General features: G+C 51.2%; 18 protein-coding genes. 3 read left to right on the top strand and 15 right to left on the bottom strand.

Translation table 11 applies throughout. The features are described 5' to 3' along the window. Positions 1 to 166 precede the first annotated feature (166 nt). The 3 genes from F1728_RS08855 to F1728_RS08845 are packed head-to-tail and all read right to left on the bottom strand — an operon-like array spanning position 167 to position 3,250. Positions 167 to 1,978 carry a DUF3352 domain-containing protein gene (locus tag F1728_RS08855; protein ID WP_155363803.1) on the bottom strand — a complete coding sequence of 604 codons (1,812 nt, stop codon included), beginning with the start codon at positions 1,976 to 1,978 and terminating at the stop codon, positions 167 to 169. Between the two features lie 41 nt (positions 1,979 to 2,019). Next, positions 2,020 to 2,706, bottom strand: a complete 687-nt coding sequence (locus F1728_RS08850; protein WP_155363802.1) for a hypothetical protein — start codon at positions 2,704 to 2,706, stop codon at positions 2,020 to 2,022. Then, entirely contained in the window at positions 2,693 to 3,250 is a 558-nt protein-coding gene (locus tag F1728_RS08845) for an RNA polymerase sigma factor (RefSeq protein WP_155363801.1), read from the bottom strand. Before F1728_RS08845 ends, F1728_RS08850 begins: the two co-directional genes overlap by 14 nt. Before the next feature lie 448 nt (positions 3,251 to 3,698). Here F1728_RS08845 and F1728_RS08840 point away from each other — a divergent pair, with 448 nt between their 5' ends. Continuing rightward, on the top strand, positions 3,699 to 4,646 hold the full coding sequence (locus F1728_RS08840) for a DUF1559 domain-containing protein (RefSeq protein ID WP_155363800.1): 948 nt from the start codon (positions 3,699 to 3,701) through the stop codon (positions 4,644 to 4,646). A 77-nt stretch (positions 4,647 to 4,723) separates the two neighbouring features. Beyond that, complete coding sequence (locus F1728_RS08835; protein WP_155363799.1) at positions 4,724 to 5,149, top strand: hypothetical protein; 426 nt, start codon at positions 4,724 to 4,726, stop codon at positions 5,147 to 5,149. A 130-nt stretch (positions 5,150 to 5,279) separates the two neighbouring features. Here the strand turns inward: F1728_RS08835 and F1728_RS08830 are convergent, their stop codons facing one another. From F1728_RS08830 to F1728_RS08795, 8 genes are all read right to left on the bottom strand, one after another. Further along, positions 5,280 to 5,489 (bottom strand): hypothetical protein, encoded by a 210-nt coding sequence (locus F1728_RS08830; protein WP_145037406.1) that lies wholly within the window; start codon positions 5,487 to 5,489, stop codon positions 5,280 to 5,282. Positions 5,490 to 5,717: 228 nt separating this feature from the next. Further along, on the bottom strand, positions 5,718 to 6,539 hold the full coding sequence (locus tag F1728_RS08825; RefSeq protein ID WP_155363798.1) for an FHA domain-containing protein: 822 nt from the start codon (positions 6,537 to 6,539) through the stop codon (positions 5,718 to 5,720). 436 nt (positions 6,540 to 6,975) lie between these two features. Further along, positions 6,976 to 7,686 carry a lipoate--protein ligase family protein gene (locus tag F1728_RS08820; protein WP_194242746.1) on the bottom strand — a complete coding sequence of 237 codons (711 nt, stop codon included), beginning with the start codon at positions 7,684 to 7,686 and terminating at the stop codon, positions 6,976 to 6,978. Between the two features lie 118 nt (positions 7,687 to 7,804). Further along, on the bottom strand, positions 7,805 to 9,274 hold the full coding sequence (gcvPB, locus tag F1728_RS08815; protein ID WP_155363796.1) for an aminomethyl-transferring glycine dehydrogenase subunit GcvPB: 1,470 nt from the start codon (positions 9,272 to 9,274) through the stop codon (positions 7,805 to 7,807). 65 nt (positions 9,275 to 9,339) lie between these two features. Beyond that, positions 9,340 to 10,695, bottom strand: a complete 1,356-nt coding sequence (gcvPA, locus tag F1728_RS08810; protein WP_155363795.1) for an aminomethyl-transferring glycine dehydrogenase subunit GcvPA — start codon at positions 10,693 to 10,695, stop codon at positions 9,340 to 9,342. 188 nt (positions 10,696 to 10,883) lie between these two features. Next, on the bottom strand, positions 10,884 to 11,270 hold the full coding sequence (gene gcvH, locus F1728_RS08805; RefSeq protein WP_145037415.1) for a glycine cleavage system protein GcvH: 387 nt from the start codon (positions 11,268 to 11,270) through the stop codon (positions 10,884 to 10,886). Between the two features lie 287 nt (positions 11,271 to 11,557). Continuing rightward, positions 11,558 to 12,022, bottom strand: a complete 465-nt coding sequence (gene rpiB, locus F1728_RS08800) for a ribose 5-phosphate isomerase B (RefSeq protein WP_145181247.1) — start codon at positions 12,020 to 12,022, stop codon at positions 11,558 to 11,560. A gap of 303 nt (positions 12,023 to 12,325) precedes the next feature. Further along, positions 12,326 to 13,432, bottom strand: a complete 1,107-nt coding sequence (locus tag F1728_RS08795) for an arsenate reductase/protein-tyrosine-phosphatase family protein (RefSeq protein WP_155363794.1) — start codon at positions 13,430 to 13,432, stop codon at positions 12,326 to 12,328. Between the two features lie 379 nt (positions 13,433 to 13,811). On the opposite strand from F1728_RS08795, the gene F1728_RS08790 reads away from it, so the two are divergent. Next, positions 13,812 to 14,597: a class I SAM-dependent methyltransferase gene (locus F1728_RS08790; protein WP_155363793.1), complete on the top strand. Its 786-nt coding sequence runs from the start codon at positions 13,812 to 13,814 to the stop codon at positions 14,595 to 14,597. Here the strand turns inward: F1728_RS08790 and F1728_RS08785 are convergent. The 4 genes from F1728_RS08785 to F1728_RS08770 all read right to left on the bottom strand — a co-directional run bounded on the left by F1728_RS08785 (position 14,588) and on the right by F1728_RS08770 (position 18,456). Further along, positions 14,588 to 15,508: an inositol monophosphatase family protein gene (locus tag F1728_RS08785; protein WP_155363792.1), complete on the bottom strand. Its 921-nt coding sequence runs from the start codon at positions 15,506 to 15,508 to the stop codon at positions 14,588 to 14,590. The two genes, F1728_RS08790 and F1728_RS08785, sit on opposite strands and share 10 nt — an antisense overlap. 46 nt (positions 15,509 to 15,554) lie before the next feature. Then, positions 15,555 to 16,478: an ATP-grasp domain-containing protein gene (locus tag F1728_RS08780; RefSeq protein ID WP_155363791.1), complete on the bottom strand. Its 924-nt coding sequence runs from the start codon at positions 16,476 to 16,478 to the stop codon at positions 15,555 to 15,557. A gap of 44 nt (positions 16,479 to 16,522) precedes the next feature. Next, positions 16,523 to 17,473 carry a methenyltetrahydromethanopterin cyclohydrolase gene (gene mch / locus F1728_RS08775; RefSeq protein WP_155363790.1) on the bottom strand — a complete coding sequence of 317 codons (951 nt, stop codon included), beginning with the start codon at positions 17,471 to 17,473 and terminating at the stop codon, positions 16,523 to 16,525. 62 nt (positions 17,474 to 17,535) lie between these two features. Beyond that, complete coding sequence (locus F1728_RS08770; RefSeq protein WP_155363789.1) at positions 17,536 to 18,456, bottom strand: dihydrodipicolinate synthase family protein; 921 nt, start codon at positions 18,454 to 18,456, stop codon at positions 17,536 to 17,538. Between the last annotated feature and the right edge of the window lie 210 nt (positions 18,457 to 18,666).

The following is an 18,666-nucleotide window of genomic DNA, read 5'->3' as shown; positions in this document are numbered from 1 at the left end:
CTTACTCAATTATTCCCACCAAAATCCGGATTGGGAGATTTGTTTAAAATAATTAACACCGATAAGCATGATCGACCGTGCCGATTGAGTAGTCATCCCGATTATGAGGATTATCGGGCGGCTCCTGTCGTGCTTTGTTCAGAATTGTGTACAGAGTTGAGATTGCTCACCGTGTCGGTGAGAGTGATCCCAGACCGATGACGATCCGGACCTGTGTTTTCTGCAGTCCTGCCGCCAGAAAGACTCCATCAAATGACTCCAGCAGGCTTTTGAGCCCTGCCAGCTTGCTTTTTCCCTTGGCTAGATCACTGTCCTGCTGTCTTGAGAGCTGTTCTGCCAGAAAATCGGAATTCTGTTCGATGAAAGTGCGAATCGAAGAAATGTTCAGGAAGCAAAGCTGTTTCTCTTCCTGGAAAAAAGTCTCCTTCCAGGATTGAAACAGGGGCAGCGCTGCAAGACTGTCCTCGGACTTCAAGGTGAAAAACTCACGAACGAGATCCGGGGAACTGGCCAGGACCAGCTGTTGATCACTGATGCCATAAGCGGGCTGGTAAGGCCCCAGGTGGTCGATCCAGCGTAGATGATATAAATCATGATCTTCCACCTTGAGGATCGCTGGTTTATCCTTATGCTTCGCATCCGTATTGTGCTGAACAAGCACGCTGTTCATCAGGAAGTGGGCTACATTTTCGAGAGCCAGATGATAACTGGATTTTTCTGATGAGGATGATGCATTCTCAGGAGGAGAGAGTTGCATGGCGATCAGACCGTCGAATGAGATCGCATCGAAGGACAGTTGCTGGCGGGGAACCGAATAAAACAGGACGTTAGGTCCCAGGGCACTGGCAATATCGGTGATCGGATCCAGCCCACCCAGCAGGCCAACACTGGCCGCATGAATTTTTTTCCACTTTTCCGGGTGTTTCTGTGCATAGAAATCGACAAACTTTTGCGTCAACAACTGTAGATTCAGCTGGCCAGCCATCACCGCCAGGGCCTTCTGTGGAATCAGCGTATAGGGATCCGGAGTGCTGGCTGAAGTCTGCAGAATATTGAGCAGCGGCAGATCAATCACTTCGGAATTGAATAGAATCACTGTCTCCAGGGCAAGAGTATTTTTTAGATGCAGACCTGCGATCAGTGCACCGGTTTTCTGCCACCAGTTGACAATTCCCTGTTCGACTTCATTGCGCGGAGGTTTGATAAATTCATCCCAGGCCCGTGGGTTCAGGAAGGCGGAACCTGTGACATCATCGGCGAGCACTGCACGCGCTCGCTGGTACATCTTATGATTGTAGAGGCAGTTCTGCTCCTTAAGAGGTTTCCCTTCCTGCAAAGCGGCAAAGAGTGCGACGCTGGAGTGGAGCAGGTTCTCATTTTCAGAGAGAATCAGAGTTTGTTGCAGAAACGTATAATGGATCCCAGGAGAAGCCTTCTCGGCATCCGCCGTCTGTTGGCTGGCAGTAAAGCAGGGGATATCAAGATGAGTTGATTCCGTCACTCTAACGCCTGTCTTTTGAAACCAGTCTGCGAACAGAGCACGGGTTGCAGCAGGATCCTTAACATCGGTTAGTAGCAAAATGGATGGATTCTGATCCGGGCCATTATTAAATACTGCCAGGCCAACCGATTCTCCGAACAGATCCCGAAGCAGGGGAAGTAACGGGCGTTGAGTTAATGTTTCCAGCTGAGTGAGGCCCTGTTTAAGGTTTTTCACATCCTGGCTGCGAAGCCAGTGCTGGAAGACATCTGTCTCACGAAAGCGTGATGCGAGCTGGGAATGCAGGAACTGCTTTATATGTTGGTCCAACTGTGTGGCTTCAAGATACAGCCCTGCTTTCTGATCGACGAGTTGACTGAGCGGCCGGGAGGCGAAAGCGGTATGGGCGGAAAGACAACAGAGTAGACTCAGGAGGAGGGCTGGCACGAACCGAAGTGTGGTCAAGCGTCTGCAATTGACGGATGGATTTGGTTTCATGGACTGTATTCCTGATGAGACTCTGCGCGAGTTGAAAAGTATCAGATTTTCGTTGATGACTCGGGGACCGAATGAATAATAAAGTTCCAGGCGTGATTGAACTGATCTTTAATGGGTTGCATTTCTGAATTGATATCATCAACCCAGTTCGGTTCAGAAGGAAGTGTATCTACAGACTGCGGGGCCGACCGTGAAACCGGGACCAGGGTGACTGCCTCCGACATCGCTCCGGCTGTACTTTGGGCAAGTCCCCACGAAGCAGCGCCTGCATTTTTCAGCAGCTGATTCAGATCATGTGGAGCAGCGGGCTGTTTAGCTGCAGGCTCGGGAGTCGGTGGGCTGGCAGCTACCGGGAGGCCGGTTTCCTTTTCTGATCGATTGGTGAAAAACGGAATCACAATCGCCAATAGCAAACCGGCGGCCACCAGACTGGTCCAGATCCAGGGAGTGGAAAGACGATGAGGGCGGGCAATTATATCTGTGGTCACAGATGGCAGGGCGCCATTACCCGATATGTCAGTCAACTGGGTCAGCACCGCATCAACCAGGTCAATCTCAGGCATGGTCTGTTCCCATGCGGGGAGTGCCTGTTCCAGGATGAGAAAATCTTCCCAGAGCCGCTGATGATCCGGGGAAAGTGCGGACTGTTTTTCCAGCTGGGAACGTTGATCGAAGCACTGCGATTCGATCATGGATTCCAGTTTCGATTGATATTCAACGAGATTCATGTCTGACCTCTGGTACAATTCCACGTTGTCTTAAGGTAGATGCCAGTTCCTGACGGGATCGATGCAGCCAGGTTTTAATCGTCCCTTCCGGACGTTCCAGCACTTCTCCAATCTCCTGACAACTCAATTTTTCCTGGTGAAACAGAATAAAGCAGGTGCGGTGATCTTCCCGCAGCTGACTGATGGCGTTTTGAAGTTCTTCACCCAGATCCTGCAGCTCTTCAGACGACTGACTGACGGCCAGTTCCGATGCAAATTCCGCAGGGACAGGTCGACGGGACCGTTGACTGAGGAACGTCCGACAACGATTGGCAGCGATCGTCAGTAACCAGGGCTTTAATGTCCTGGCAGGATCCCACTGATGCAGACTGCGAAAGGCGCGGACGAAGACTTCCTGAGCGACATCCTCCGCGTCCTGACGATGCCCCAGCATCCGATAGCACAAACCAAAGATGGAACTCTGGAACCGTGCTACGAACGCGCGCATCTCCGCTGTATTACCATCCAGGCAACTTTGGACTAGTGCCGCATCTTCTTCGTTCACGGAAAAATCCCGTTTCGGCTTGCACAACGACAGAATTCTGAATCAGAACTTCATTCGATTTCACTAACTATACCAGTTTTCTACTGCGGGAGTTTCAGAGGAGGCTAAAAATTCGGTCCTGTTTTCGTCAGAAGACCAGGCTAAGCAAATAGAAATTCAGAATGCTAATGGGGTTGGGTACATGTGAATACATGTGGTGTGCCTCTGATTATTAATGTGCTGCTATTCTAGATTTATCGATCTGATTAACCTGATTTTGTTCAGATAGTCGAATGTGCGGGTTCGTGTGAGGTCTAAATCCCTATCTGAGAAACCTTTAAATCTGAAAGTTGACAACCTTCGATAAGCATCCGAAACTTATTATATTACATTTAATAATTGTCTCTAAATTAACTGTTTATTATTAAATGTGTTGTTTTTATTAACCTGTATTTTAAGGACGTTCAAAATGAAGCACTTGAGAACCTTCACTGGAAAACGTGGTTTCACGTTGATTGAGTTACTGGTGGTCATCGCGATTATTGCCATTCTGATTGCACTGTTGTTACCAGCCGTGCAGCAGGCGCGTGAAGCAGCCCGGCGGAGTACATGTAAAAACAATGTGAAGCAGATCAGCCTGGCACTGCATAATTATGAGAGCGCTCATCGGGTCTTTCCTTATGCTCATCGTGGTGGAAACGGCTGGTACCCCCAGGCCTGTCATCAGCGAGATACCTGGTTTCATCGTCTTCTCCCTTACGTAGATCAGGCCCCGATGTATAATCAGTACGAAGGGGATTGTGCGAATCTGTCAGCCAGTGTCAGTAATCATGTGCATAACATTTCGAGCAGTCAGACTTTTGTGAGAACTGCTTTGCCGGCCTTCATGTGCCCTTCGGATATTGGGCCTGCGTTTGCCGAAAATTCAGGCGTTCGTTGGGCTGGAAGTTACATGGCCTGCATCGGCTGGGCAAATAATCGATCTACTGGATCGGATAATGGGATGTTTGGTTACGAGACCAAAACGAAGATTCGCGATGTGACCGATGGTACTTCGAATACGATGATGCTGAGCGAGGGAGTGCAGCGTGTTGCAGTACCCAGCGGTTTTTCCTGGGGATGCCCGGGCTGCTACTGGATTGGTGGGGCACATGGAGAAGTGACTTTCACTGCGTATGAAACCCCCAATACCAAGGTTCCCGATCAGAACTATCTCTGCAAGTCAACCACGGATGTGAATGCTCCATGTGTAACGAACCAGTCGAGCCGCTGGAACTATGCACGTAGTCAACACGTGGGGGGAGTGCACGTCGGAATGGCTGACGGAGCAGTTCGCTTTGTCTCAAACAATATTGATCTGGGGACTTTCCGAGCGCTGGCTACCCGTTCTGGCGATGAAGTCATTGGAGAATTTTAAACGTTTCAAGTCAAAATGAAATCTGCCCGTCCCGACACAGGTTGTGTGGTGCGGGCAGAACTTACAGGAATGAGTCAATGAAAACAGTTGCGTATTATCTGATGTTGGCCTGCACTGCAGGTGTGCTTGCTGGATGTGGCGGTGGTGAGTCAGGACCGACTAATTATCCTGTCTCTGGTAAAGTAACCGTGGATGGTGAACCTCTGGCAGAAGGGGATATTATTTTCCGCGATGCAGAGGGGAAAGCGACCAGTGGTGCCGGCAAGATTGAAGAAGGGGCATTCTCTTTTGAAACCGTTGCGGGTAAAAAAGCTGTTGTGATTACCGCGACACGCGAGATTCCCGGTAAGACCGTCGCTGGTGGCGCTCCCGGGGAGCCGGCAGTACCTGCCGTAGAGCAGTATCTGCCTGCGGAGTATAATGAGAAGACCACACTGGAAGCTGAAGTCAGCGAGTCGGGACCAAATGAATTTACTTTCGAATTGAAGACTAAAGCAGAGTAATCTCTCCTGTCATAATAGGGCCAAGTGTCAATTCTGTCTGAGCTTTAGTTGAACGTAAAAAAAGCCGCACCTGCCTGGTGTGGCTTTTTTATTGATACTGGCTCAGAGCGAATCTGATTCGGGAGATCAGTTATTTCTGAATGCATTCCCGAGCGAGGATGCGAGCCTGCTTGAAAGCATGTTTGATGGTATAGGCTCGCGCCTCGACCTGCTCTTCGGTATAATATTTACCGTGATCACTGGCAGGGAGTCCTGCAAGTGACAGGGTCAACGGCAGTAGATCCAGAAATTCACGATAACGACGCTGGATATCATTGCTGGCACTGGCTGAGTCATTCACTGAAAGTGTCTCCCTTTGGATTTCGTCCTGGTTCGCATAGTCTTATAAACCTGCTTGATGATTATGATTTTCCCAAACAGGAATCATAAAAGCAATGGGCAGCTTGCAGAATGGCGTATTCTCAAGCGGAAACTAAGGCCACTATACCTATAAAAAAATAGAGATGAGAACTGGAACTCAGTATCTCATCTCTGTTTTGTATGTATTCTGGCTAAAACTCAGAGCATTCTACTCTTTGTTTTTCAGTCCAGTTTCCTCAGGTTTGGGCAGAGTCACTGGAGGGAGATCAGGAACTCCTGACCGACCTTGTTCTCCCTGTTGCTCCTGGGGCTGTTGAGGCGGTTGCTGTGGGTAACCCTGAGGAGGCATCTGGTATTGTTGCGGGTACGCCGGCATGGGTTGTTGAGGATACCCCTGCTGCGGATAATACTGAGGTGGCATGGGATACGGATAAGGCATCTGCTGGGGTGGATAGCCGTAAGGTTGCTGTGGGTAACCCTGCTGCTGAGCAGCCTGGTCATAGGCCTGTTGTGCCTGTTGCTGTTGCTCTGCAGTCAGAATCTGGGTATCCCCTTCATAGACCCCGGGAGCCTCTGGTGCGTCGTCCGCAGGTGCTGGTTCACTTTCTACAGACTCAGCTTTCGTCTCTTCGGTTTCCTCTTTGTGGACGGGAATATCAAAGACCGTATCGGAGCCGGTGAGGATATCACTTCCCGGAGCTGCTCCTGCTGGAGCCTCTTTCGCATCCGGACTGTGTGAGATTACAATTTCAAAGTCCAGTTTGCCTACCTGGATTTTATCTCCATGCGACAGTTGAACTTCACCTTTGATGCGTTTGCCGTTGACCAGTGTCCCGTTGGTGCTGCCGAAATCTCGCAAGCGTACGCTGTATTCATCGACCGTAAAGACGCAATGGTGACGACTGACCATATCACTGTTAGGTCGTAAATGGCAATCTTCTTCACGCCCAATGAGGAATTTTTTACCCTTAATGGGAATCTGTTTGCCATCATGGCGACCGCCAATGACTTTCAGAGAAAGCTGTAACATAAATCATTCACTCCGTGGGTGCCCGCAGAACGTGTTAATGTTCTGGATTGTGGAATGGCGATAACACGCACCATTCTAACTCAGGTGACTTGTTTTCATTTTGACAGAAGAAAGGAGACAGGAATCGAAAATGAACAAGAAACAGAAATGAGTGAAAAACTTCTCGTCAATAAATGGAAGGAGCAAATAACAATGCCCTTTTGGCCCGCATTGTGTGGTTTGTCTCACTTCATCGTAAGCAAAGATCCACTACTTCTTTCCGTAACACACAATTTTTAAACTGCTGGAAGAAAATAAAATAAGAGCTTTATATATGTAACGCTATCAGGGATTTGACGGTATGTCAACAAGTATCAATCCTGCATCCAACACGTAAATAATTTATTAATAACGTATCGATTTTGCTTGATTTTAGTAACTGCTGAATTCTCAACCTCTAAACCTGTTTTTTCCGGCTGGTCCAGCTGTCTTGTGAATATTTTTCTTTTTCCAGTGTACGGGCTCGCAGGGATTCTTCGTCAGTCAGGTTTCCAGACTGGAGCGGTAATTTTAATGCTGTAGAAATTGCCTGTGAGAAGTCTATGGTGAGCGCATTGAGCAATTTTTCACTATAGCGACCGGGTTGCTCAACCAGATTCAACAGTCCCGGAAATTCAGGAGCGTACTCTGAAGTCAACAGGAGCAGGCTGCCATGCTGAACGATGGCCCCGCGCCGTCGTCGCTGTGCACTCCCCAGTATTTTCTGACCCTGGTAGACCAGATCCCTTTCATCTCCACGTCCAAAACAGAGAAAGGGTTCTGAGGCGGAACGGAAGGAAACTCCCCGGAATTCTACATTCAGACCGTGTGCCGCCAGTACGTCGATCAGAGGCTGGTGGATGGCGACATATAGCTCTGGTGGTGACTTCGCAAGAGGGTGATTGGCGGGTACTGTAAATGAGTAGGTAAGCTCATGGTGATGTAAAATCGCACCCCCGCCTGAAAGACGACGGACACGGGGTAGTCCTTCCCAGGGCCCCTGTTGGGCGTCGCCGTCATTCTGCTGAAAGTAACCCAGAGAGATCGTTGCCTGATCCCAGCGGTACCAGCGGAGCGAACAGACTTGATCTGACACGGCTGATTCCAGCAGGGATTCATCCACAGCCATATTCCAGCTTCCCGGCTGGGGAGCTGGTTCATTCAGCAGTCGACAGTGATCTGGAAGATGAGAAGCTGTCATGCCGGGAAGCAGTTCATATCAGGAATTCAACAAGCGGGTCGTTTTGTTATTCAGACTCGCAGCATTGGAGGATCGGATTACGCGCCGCTACCACTTCGTCTGGTCGACTTACGTCTGTAGAGTGCGGAGCCTGATGTAGGAACTCGGGATCTTCCTGGAGGATTTTAACAATCGTCTCAGCGAAGGCATCCAGAGTCTCTTTGGATTCCGTTTCGGTCGGCTCAACCATGATGGCTTCCGGCACTACCAGTGGGAAGTAGACTGTGGGGGCATGGAATCCAAAATCGAGCAGCCGCTTAGCGATATCCATGGCTGTGATACCGTTGGCTGCTTTGCTCTTGGACGCGGAGGCCACGAACTCATGCATACACAGATCGCCATTGGGAACAGGCAGCACGTCTTTGAGCAGGGCCTTGAGGTAGTTCGCATTCAAGACCGCATTTTCAGAAACCGCTTTTAACCCTGCTGCACCCAGTGTGCGCAGATAGCAGTAGCCCCGTACCAGGATCCCGATGTTGCCGCAGAAGGAGCGAACACGGCCGATTGATTTGGATGGTGTTACAAGCTGGTATGCTTCCCCTTCCTCAGCGGAAGCATCATGGCCGATGACGGGGCCGGGCAGGAAGTCAGCCAGGAAATCACGAACGGCGATCGGGCCGGAACCCGGTCCACCTGCTCCGTGAGGGCCGGTAAATGTTTTGTGCACATTGAAGTGCATCATATCGCCGCCGAAGTCTCCCGGACGGGTATAGCCCAGGATCGCGTTCATGTTGGCGCCATCAATGTAGACCAGGCCGCCTACGTCGTGAACCATCTGAGCGATCTGTTTAATGTCTTTCTCGAACAGTCCCAGTGTGTTGGGGTTGGTGACCATGAAAACGGCGGTCTGATCATCCAGATGCGATTTCAGATCTTCCAGGTCGACCAGTCCCTCTTTACTACTGGCCAGCTGGACGCAGTCAAAGCCTGCGATTGCGGCACTGGCCGGGTTGGTGCCGTGAGCACTGTTGGGGAACAGAACCTTGGTCCGTTTCTCCCCTTTGTCCTCAAAGTAGGCTTTTGCTGTCAGCAGGGCAGTGAATTCTCCCTGGGCACCAGCGGCTGGCTGCAGGGAAACCGCAGGTAGTCCTGAGATTTCAGCCAGCATTTCCTGCATCTCATAAAGCAGACCGAGCATGCCCTGCAGGTCAGCCTGATTCTGGTAGGGATGCAGGTCGACGATACCGGGCAGACTGGAAAGTCGTTCATGGCGCTTGGGGTTGTATTTCATCGTACAACTGCCCAGCGGATAAAAGTGAGTGTCCACACACATGTTTAAGGTGGAGAGATTGACAAAGTGCCGAATCACATCAGATTCGGTGACTTCAGGTAACCCTGTGGGTTCGGTGGCCAGCGCCTGCGCGGGGATCAGCTCCTCAAGCGGTTTGACTGGAACATCTGCAGCAGGAAACTGTGCACCGCGACGTCCGGGCTGAGAGAGAGCAAATAAAGATTGAGTGGCCAGTTTGTTTCGCATGGTAGTAGTTATCGCTTCGAAATATTTGACGATTGAAACGGTGAACGGGGAGTCGAGCGTCGCGTTTATGCCTTGAGTGCGGTCACCAGGCGGTCGATTTCTTCCCGGGTGCGCTGTTCTGTGATCGCTACCAGTACGGCTGTCTGATAGCTTTCTGGATTATTTTCAAAGGTAAAGCGGGAAAGCTCCGGTCCCAGATCGAAGCCTGCCTGACGAGCTTTTCGCAGCAGATAGTCAGCTCCTTCGGAACAGCTGACGGCAAACTCTTTGAAGAAAGGACGCTCTGGGAAGAGCAGTTCAATGCCTTCAACACTTGTGAGTTGGTCTGCTGCGTAGTGAGCTTTCTGGCAGGAAAGTTCAGCGACTTCCCGGATTCCCTGTTTGCCCAGCAGGGAAAGATAGACGGCAGCCCGGATTGCAATCAGCCCCTGGTTACTGCAGATGTTACTGGTTGCTTTGTCGCGACGAATATGCTGCTCGCGTGCCTGGAGATTTAAAACATAGCAGCGTTTACCGTTACGGTCGACCGTCTGGCCGATCAGGCGACCAGGCATGCGGCGGACGAATTTCTCACTGCAGGAGAACAGGCCCAGATAGGGGCCACCAAATTGCAGAGGGGTGCCCAGTGACTGACCTTCGGCAATCGCGATATCGGTTCCATAGTCGCCAGGACGACTCAGGATTCCAAGGCTGATTGGATCGTAGGAGACTACAGAGAGTGCTCCGTAGCGATGTGCAATTTCGGTCAGCTCAGCAGCTTCTTCCAGAGTACCGAAGAAGTTGGGATGTTGAATGACCAGGCAAGCGGTCTGATCATCCATGGCTGCGTCGACGTCGGCAGGATCGACAGAACCGTCTTTGCAGGGAACGATCACCACTTCGCAGTTGAGGTGTTTCAGATAGGTTTCCACGACCTGTCGATATTCCGGGTGCAATGATCCAAGCAGGACAACCCGATTGTGTCGATTCGTGACCCGCATCGCCATGAAGGCGGCTTCACTGACACAGGTTCCCCCCTCATACAGGCTCGCATTGGAAACATCCATGCCGGTGAGCTGGCAGATGAGAGACTGGAATTCGAAGAAGGTCTGCAGGCTTCCCTGACTGGCTTCCGCCTGATAAGGTGTGTAAGCGGTGTAAAATTCACCCCGACGGGCAATTTCATCGACGGCCGCCGGCACAAAATGGTCATAGGCTCCACCGCCCAGCATGCAGACGCGGTCTCCGGGACCGACATTCTGACTGGCCAGATTAGAGAAATGCTTCTGCAGTTCCATTTCTGTCAGAGCAGGGGGGAGATCCAGAGGGCGATCCAGTCGCAGGTCTGAGGGAATGGTCGCGAACAGGGCTTCCAGTGAGTCGACGCCGATAGTCTGCAGCATCTGTTGCTGCTGTTCTGGTGTGTTGAAGAGATAAGACACGGTTCACTCAATCATAAATGTAGAGGGTGACGATGGCTGAAGCTTCAGCCCGAGGGTTTATAGTAGCGCTAAATATATTGGTAATGTGTTTTTTCCATTTTGCCACGAAATCATGATCCGACAGGCAGGCTGTCTATTTCAGCCTGCCGCAGTGGAATACAGGAAGTTCGTCGGTGGCAGAGCAACTCTCAGTGCGCTTCAGATTCGCAGAATTTTTTGTATTCGTCTGCGTCCATGAATTGTTCGAGCTCAGCCGGGTTGGACATTTTGATTTTAGTAATCCAACCGGTGCCAAACGGATCGTCAGAAAGCGGAGCCTGATCATCAACCAGTGATTCGTTGACTTCTGCAATTTCTCCACTGACGGGTGAGTAGAGGTCACTGACTGCTTTGACGCTCTCGACTTCGCCGAAAACTTTTCCCGCTTCGCAGGTTGAGCCGACTGCAGGCAGGTCAATATAGACCAGGTCGGTTAACTGATTGACGGCGAAATCCGTGATTCCTACTGTTGCCAGTTCGCCTTCAACGCCGACCCATTCGTGAGTTTTAGTAAATTTTAAATTGGCCTGATCCATGATCGTAAAACCCTCTGTGTAAGTTCTTTTTCCCAGAGATTGAACAGCGGAAATCTGGAAAAAAGAGGTCAAAAAATCCCTGATATCTCTCTGTTGACGATACAGAGATTTGATCCATTTGAAAAGGATTCAGTGAGGGAAATTCTATGACTACTGAGGACTATCTTGCTGAGGCCGCGGAAGAGTTTCACAGGTGAAACCTGCTGCAGGATGGTGATTTCCGAAGGTCGTATGGACACTGGCGATGGGCGCAAGCAGAGCCTGTAAAAACCCTGTCGCTGCGCTGCCTAGGCTTCTTCGTGAGGGTGCATGGTTTCTTCTTCGACCTTGTGGAGTTTTTCCAGTCGACGTGCGTGCCGGCCCCCTTCAAATTCTTCCTTGAGCCAGATTTCTACCATGCGATTGACGAGTCGGTCTCCCAGCAGGTCGGCTGAAAGGCAAAGAACATTAGAATCGTTATGCAGGCGGCTCATTTGAGCAGTGATGTCGTCGTGGCACGGTGTTGCCCGGACTCCCGGAAATTTGTTGGCTACGATGCACATGCCCATGCCGGTACCACAGATCAGAATTCCCCGATCTATGGACTTGTCGCCGATGGCTTTTGCCACTTTCACTGCATAGTCAGGGTAGTCGACGCACTCTCCATCTTCCGGGCCGTAATCGTAAGCGACATGCCCCAACTGGTTAAGGAGTGTGAGGATTTTGGCTTTGGTGGAGAATCCCCGGTGATCGCTGGCAACTGCAATTTTCATCGAAACTCTTTGATATTTGGATGATCAAAAAAAGAGAGCCCTCTGCACAGGTTCCATACAGCACCAATCGGATTATGGCAGGCTGATGAGCTCAGGACGCCTGGCTAACAGAATCGCTGGCCAGACTGAGACTCTATTCACCGTGCGTGAAATGAGCTCGCGGGTGCAGAGTTAACAGTATCTTCATAAAGGTAAGGTTAATGATTACTAATCTATTATAGCAAGCGAGTACCTGCTGATGTTAGGTATATTTTATCGTAAAAACGAGAACTCAGGCGGGGGGGAATTCAGTTCGCTCAATTTTCACTCAGGGAGATGGAGTTGAGTGACAATCGTCTTTAAACAGTTCTCTATTTCTTGTTTACAGTCTACGTAGCACTGATAGCCTCCACCGATCGGGTCCGAGATATCTTTCCCATTGGGCGAGAGTAATCTGACGGTTTCTGCCAGGTCGGGGCGTTCCGCGAGAATCGCGGATCGATGTCCTTGTGTCATCGTATAAAGATGATCGGACTGGTCAAGTAGGCGTTCGGTCAGTGGTTGACTTTCATGAGCCTGAATATCAATGCCCTGTTCAGCCAGAATCGAGACGCCTTCGGGGCTGGGAGGGGCTCCCATTGCAGCTGCGAGTCCCGCTGAGGCGACAATATAGCCACGGTCCGACAGTTCATCTTCCTGACAGCCCAGTTTATCAGAGAGCAGTTTTCGGAACAGGCCTTCAGCCATCGGACTGCGGCAGGTGTTTCCTGTGCAGACAAACAGGTAAATTTCACTGGAAAGTCGTTTCAGTGTTGTATCTGTGACGACGCCCGGTTGGAGAATGCTCCATTGGTTATCCTTGATTGAGACCAGGGTAGACTGATCTCCGAAGCGGGATGGGCCATCATCAATAACCAGGGCGATCTGGTCTCCGAACGCCTCCGTCACGGCGTCTGCTGTCTGAAAACGAGCGTCTTCATTCAGTAGAACCAGTGGTGAAGGAGAGAGCCGCATGGTCTGAAAAATAATCTCATGTGCCGGGGCACGCAGTCGGATACGCTCTGCAGGGCAGATCTGCTGCTGAACTTCGGCGGGCAGCTCAGAGAACAGTGTGTCAGGGCCGGGGCGATCGAGTTCCAGTACGATCGGGCCGGGCCAGCAGCGTTTTGAGAGTTTGCGGGCAATCGGAGGCATTTCCGGGAGATAATCCTGTGCTTCATCAAAATCTTTGACACAGAGCACCAGCGGATCTTCATTTCCGGCAAGATGTTTAAGTTTTTGCATGACATCCGGACTCAAAGCCTGTCCTGCAATCACATAAGCGGTTGCCGTTGGAAATGCAACTAATTCGCCTTTAGCCAGGTACTGGACTGCCAGATGGATCACATCACGGATATCGTCAGTCTGTTTTAAATTGATCCGTTCGGTCATTGAACAATTTAAGCCTTAGATTTTCTGCAGAAATTGTTTTGCGGCGCAATTCAACGGTCAAAAAAAGTAAGATTTTCGATCCCGCGACGAATCACGATTCAGGTCTAACTGCTTAGGAAATACTGATTTGAATCTGTCCCAATGCTCTTGATCATAACCGGCGCAATTCGATTGATCAAGCTGCTGGAATAATTGACTCTCTTAAGGTATTATCATTAGGAAGTTTATAACGCTTGCGTAAAAAGTGTTCTTACGTGATTTTTAAGAAATCAGGAATACCTGACGCGTTAACCAGGGCCCCTTGTTAGGATGGGGGACTGTTTCAGTCCTGCATCTGCTCTAAACAGCATTCCTTCCGGTTTCACAAGCACAGTGCACTATGGCTCCATTAAGTTCTCCCCAAAAAAATAATCCAAAGCGGCAACGCCTCAAACAATCGATTCGCTCACTGATCGAATTTCGTGGTGCTTCTGAATTGGACCAAAACCAGTTTCAGTCGACCGCTCGGAAATTATATGACGGTCCGGCAGGAGCAGTGCTCTATCTGGCCAGTAAGCTGTCACTGCATGATCCCCTGGTAGGGAGGATTCTCAAAACTCGTCGTTTCGATGTGACCGAGTTTCGGAATATCCTGGATATCGGCGCTGGAGCCGGACAGATTCTGGGACATCTGCTGCGGGAAACGCATCCCGAAGCAAGATTAGTCGCCTGCGATCTATCACACCAGATGCTGAAACGGGCGCGAACTCGTATGGGGAGTCCACGTCCGGATTATCTTTCAGCAGATTTGACCTGTCTGCCATTTCAGGATGAATCTTTTGATTGCGTTACCTGTGGCTGGGTGCTGGAATACTTGACGGATCCCCGTCATGGCCTGTCAGAAATTCACCGTGTTCTGCAGCCCGGTGGTAGCCTGTTTCTGATGGCGACTGAAGATCGTCTGTCCGGAATGCTCAACAGTGCAACCTGGAAGTGCAAAACCTATAATCGGATTGAACTCCAGCAGGCCTTCGAAGAGACAGGGCTGCCCTGGAAAGAGCAGCACTGGTTTACACCGATCCATCAGTTCCTGAAGCTGGGCGGAATTATTGTCGAAGCGACTAAACCGCTGGAAGCTGCTGAAGATCTTACAGTAGATGCCGTTTCTACCACAACTCAGTCCTGATATCGGACCTGGCTCCAGTCTTTTGCCAGTTCACAGAGTGTTTTTAACGTCTCTGGATTGGCGCTGCAGGCCGTGATACCGGGCAGACGCAGCATGTCTGCCCGATCGTCGAGCCAGTGCTCGTGAAAGTTAACCGGCTCGCCATTGTGTACCCAGACCGCATCGCCACCCAGGATGCGGGCGATGTGCAGTGAGACGGGAAAGTCGTAGACATTCGGAGTGTGGATCAGCGAACCGCCAAAGGCTCCAGTTGCCAGGTGGTCATAGATACTGCCTGGCATTTCATCCGGTGGGACTCCTTCCAGTCCGGTTTCCGTCACCAGTCGGGCGTTCGATGTGTCTTTATCCTGGAAGCCGATCAGGTAGATGCGTGGTGAATCGGGGCGTGTCTGAGGATCAATGGCAGGCATCGCATCCAGCACTTCCCGGGCGGGACGGCTCAGGTCATCTGGACCACAAATCACTTTTTTGTGTACTGCTTCTACCCAGGTGCCCTGTTCTGCGGTTTCCGGAATATAAACCAGCGAATAATGGACCGTTTCACTATCGCGCAGATGAACCATGACACAGTAACCGTTGGCTGTTTTATCACGATACTGTTTAGTGCCATCAATCGGATCGATCGAGAGTACGTAGGGAGAGTCCTCTGAGAAGCGATCCAGGTCGCCGGTTTTCTCTTCAGCTTCGATGCGACACTCACGAAAAATCGGATCGCGATCCCGTAAAGCAGCGACAATCAATTCCTGCAATGTCAGATCAGCCAGAGTCAGGGCGTCAGTGAGGGCACTGCCCGATGATTTATTCTCGACAGCGATATTGAAATTTCGCAGGCGTTTCGCGATCGCACCGGACCAGCGGAGGATTTCGGGAAGATGGGCCTGTAATGCGTCGAGTAGAGAATTGAGTTCCATGGTTTTGAATCTTTATTGTTAGCTGTGATAGAGATGAAATCGTAAATCAGGTCTGGCTGGCACCTGCATTGTTTCGTTTCTGTTCCAGATATTCAATCACCAGTGCAGCCACATTCACATTTGTGGCAGATTGCAGTCCTCTCCAGCCTGGTACCGCATTGACTTCGAGCAGGTAACGGTTCTCAGGTGCATCGACGGGAGTCAACAGATCAACGCCCGCAAATTCGGCCTGGGTCAGTTCGCAGGCCCGCAACGCCAGTTGAACTTCAGACTCAGTCGGCAAGTAAGCTTCCGCTCGTCCCTGGCGGGAAATGTTGGTTCGAAAATCAGTCTGATTATGTCTGCGGATTGCTCCAACGACGGAACCATTGAGAATCAGAATTCGCAGGTCGTAGCCCGGGTGAGAAATGTAACGCTGCAGATAGATGACAGCCTGCGTGCGTTCGAGCGTGCGGAATGAGCGGTAAGCAAGATCGGGATCGCTGACCCGGAAGATGCCACGTCCTTCAGAACCAAACAGCGGTTTGACAACGACGTCTCCCCCCAGATCTTCGAACCGCTGCATTGCCGCTGCTGAGGATTCACAGACGGCGGTCGCAGGAACAGGCAGTCCCGCTGCCGATAGGCGGGAAGTTGTCAGATATTTATCGACTGCGCACTCTATGGCTCGGGGAGTGTTGAATACGGTTACGCCTGCCTGTTCCAGCCGCCCCAGCAAATCCATGCGAAAGATAACCTGTTCCAGCGAGCCGGGAGGCATCGTGCGAATGACCAGGGCGTCAAACCGATTGAGATCAATCTGACACTCATCTGCGTCATAGCTGTTGAACTGCTCTGCAGAAAGACCAGGGAGCCAGGCTGCGAGATCGTGGAATTCGAGTGTGCAGGACAAATGCCCGCGAGCTTCCGCAGCCTGCTGAAGCTCATGGCAGTACCAGCTTCCCTGATTTCCCAGAATGGCAATCCGCACGAAACTTGTTCCTGGCTAAACGGGATCGGAAACAGGTAGCTGTATCAGAGTCCGAAGCTCTGCTTGAGCAAATCGGGATTCATCTCGCCAAACCGAAAGACATTACCGGTCTCCAGGTTCTGCAACGTGACAACGGCAGGACTGAAGAAACTCGGGTCGATTTCATAAAAGTCATGGTTGGCTTCAGCGAAGACATCCAGAAACGGTTTGCCATAACAGGCTGCCGAACAGGAGGGGAGCGAAGGGCCAATCTCCTGCAGCGACTCGTCGTCGCCGACCACCCAGAGTGTGACGGCACTGCCATATAGAATCGCATCATTAGTACGTCCGATGCCCGTCAGGTGATCTTTGGCGACAGGAGCCAGTGGTGCAGTACCGAAGCTCGCCTGGACACGATGCACGTCAAACTTGCTTTCAAACAGTTTATGCATGGCCGTCTCTACCGAGCGGGCAATCACCTGAATGTTACCGGCGATGCTCGACGTGGGAGCAACCAGAAGCATGATGTTCTTCGGATCGACGCCCGTTGATTGTGCAATTTTTTCGACCACGTTGACGTCGGGCAGTGTATTGGATTCCAGCACACCGACCGTTTTCTCAGGCGACTCACCAAAGGCAAGAATCCGGTATAGATCTTCGACTTCGGCAGCAGCCCGCATCGGACCGGAGCCCATAGCGAAGAATTTACCTACATTAATTTTCCAGCCGGCATACTGACTCAGGAGACAGGATTCGACGGCATGATCAGTCTGCACCTGCAGGTAGGGGAGAGGCTGACCGTCGAGTTCACCAGAAACCAGTTTTACTTCGCCCAGGTCCGCCATACAGATCCTTGCCAGGAGCAGGCCCGCCTGTATTCCCGCCGGTGTCTCTATGCCGCAGTCAACGACAATAGCGCCGTTGTCCAGGGCATGCGGAAAGACTTTCAGTTCGCCGGACCTGGCCAGCAGCTGTTCTGTCAGCTGACACGCCCGTTCGTTTAAAACACCGCTCATGGTTTATTCAATTCATTCCACATTCAGGTTGGTATGGCAGGCACTCGGCAGAGTCGATTTTATCAGAGACAGCCGACTTCTTTCATAATTGTTTCGGTGCGCTCGATCAGTTCGGGAGTGCAGGCAGGGAACGGATGGAACAGTGTATCATTCTCAATGATGCCGCGGAGACGCAGTGCGGTTTTCATCGAGCCGATAATGTAGCCTACATTCATGGTTCCGTTGGGACAAACGAAGACTTCAAACAATCTGACGATGGCTTCCTGAAGACGAACCGCTTCCTGGTGATTGCCTGCAGCAGCAGCTTCATAGAGTTGTACGAACAGTTCAGGACCTATGTTTGCCAGACCGGGAACAGTGCCGTCAGCTCCTGCCATCATGACGGCATGGACCAGCATCTCCGCACCGGTGAAGAGCTTCATTCCGGGAGGCTTGCTGGCAACAAGTCGATGAAAGCCGACGGCATCGCCGCTGGAATCTTTGACTCCGATGATCGTGCCTTCTTTGCCAAGCGTCATGAGAGTGTCGAGTTCGATTTTTATTTTCGTCATGACAGGGATGTCATAAGCAAAGATCGGAATGTCGACTGCTTCCCGAATTGTGCGATAGTGGACGAGCATGTCTTTCTGGCTCGCCGGATAATAGAAGGGGGGGCAGACAACAACTGCATCCGCACCCTGTGCTTTGGCGACCTTGGCCTGTGCGATAATCTGTTCGGTTCCCGGGGCAATCACGCCCACCAGTAACGGGACGCTGCCATCCACCACTTTAACGGCGATTTCGGTGGCCTCTTCCCGATCTGGTTCACAGAGCAGGGGGCCTTCGCCTGAGGTGCCGAACAGAAACAGTCCATGCGCGCCCTGTTTCAGCATGAAACGGTAGACGGATTCTGCTGACGCTGCATCCAGCCTGCGTTCGGACGTCAGCGGTGTGATGACCGGAGGGAGCACTCCCTTCAGTTGAGTGGAAAGATCAATTGTCATGAGTTGTGTACCAAGAGTCTGTGTTGAACTAAACGGAACAGCGGTCCTGAGCAGGTTCGATTCTGAGCCCCTGTTATACCAAACTGGAAACCAGGATGCGATGATTCCAGGGGATTGACTCCCGGAATCAGACACACAGCCTGCTATGGGTCGCCACCGATGGCCTGTTATGACGGTCAGGCGGTTTTTCAGGACTGTAGTGGCTGATCG

Source organism: Gimesia benthica (genome assembly GCF_009720525.1).
Classification (GTDB): Bacteria; Planctomycetota; Planctomycetia; order Planctomycetales; family Planctomycetaceae; genus Gimesia; species Gimesia benthica.
This window is presented reverse-complemented; position numbering and strand designations above follow the sequence as displayed.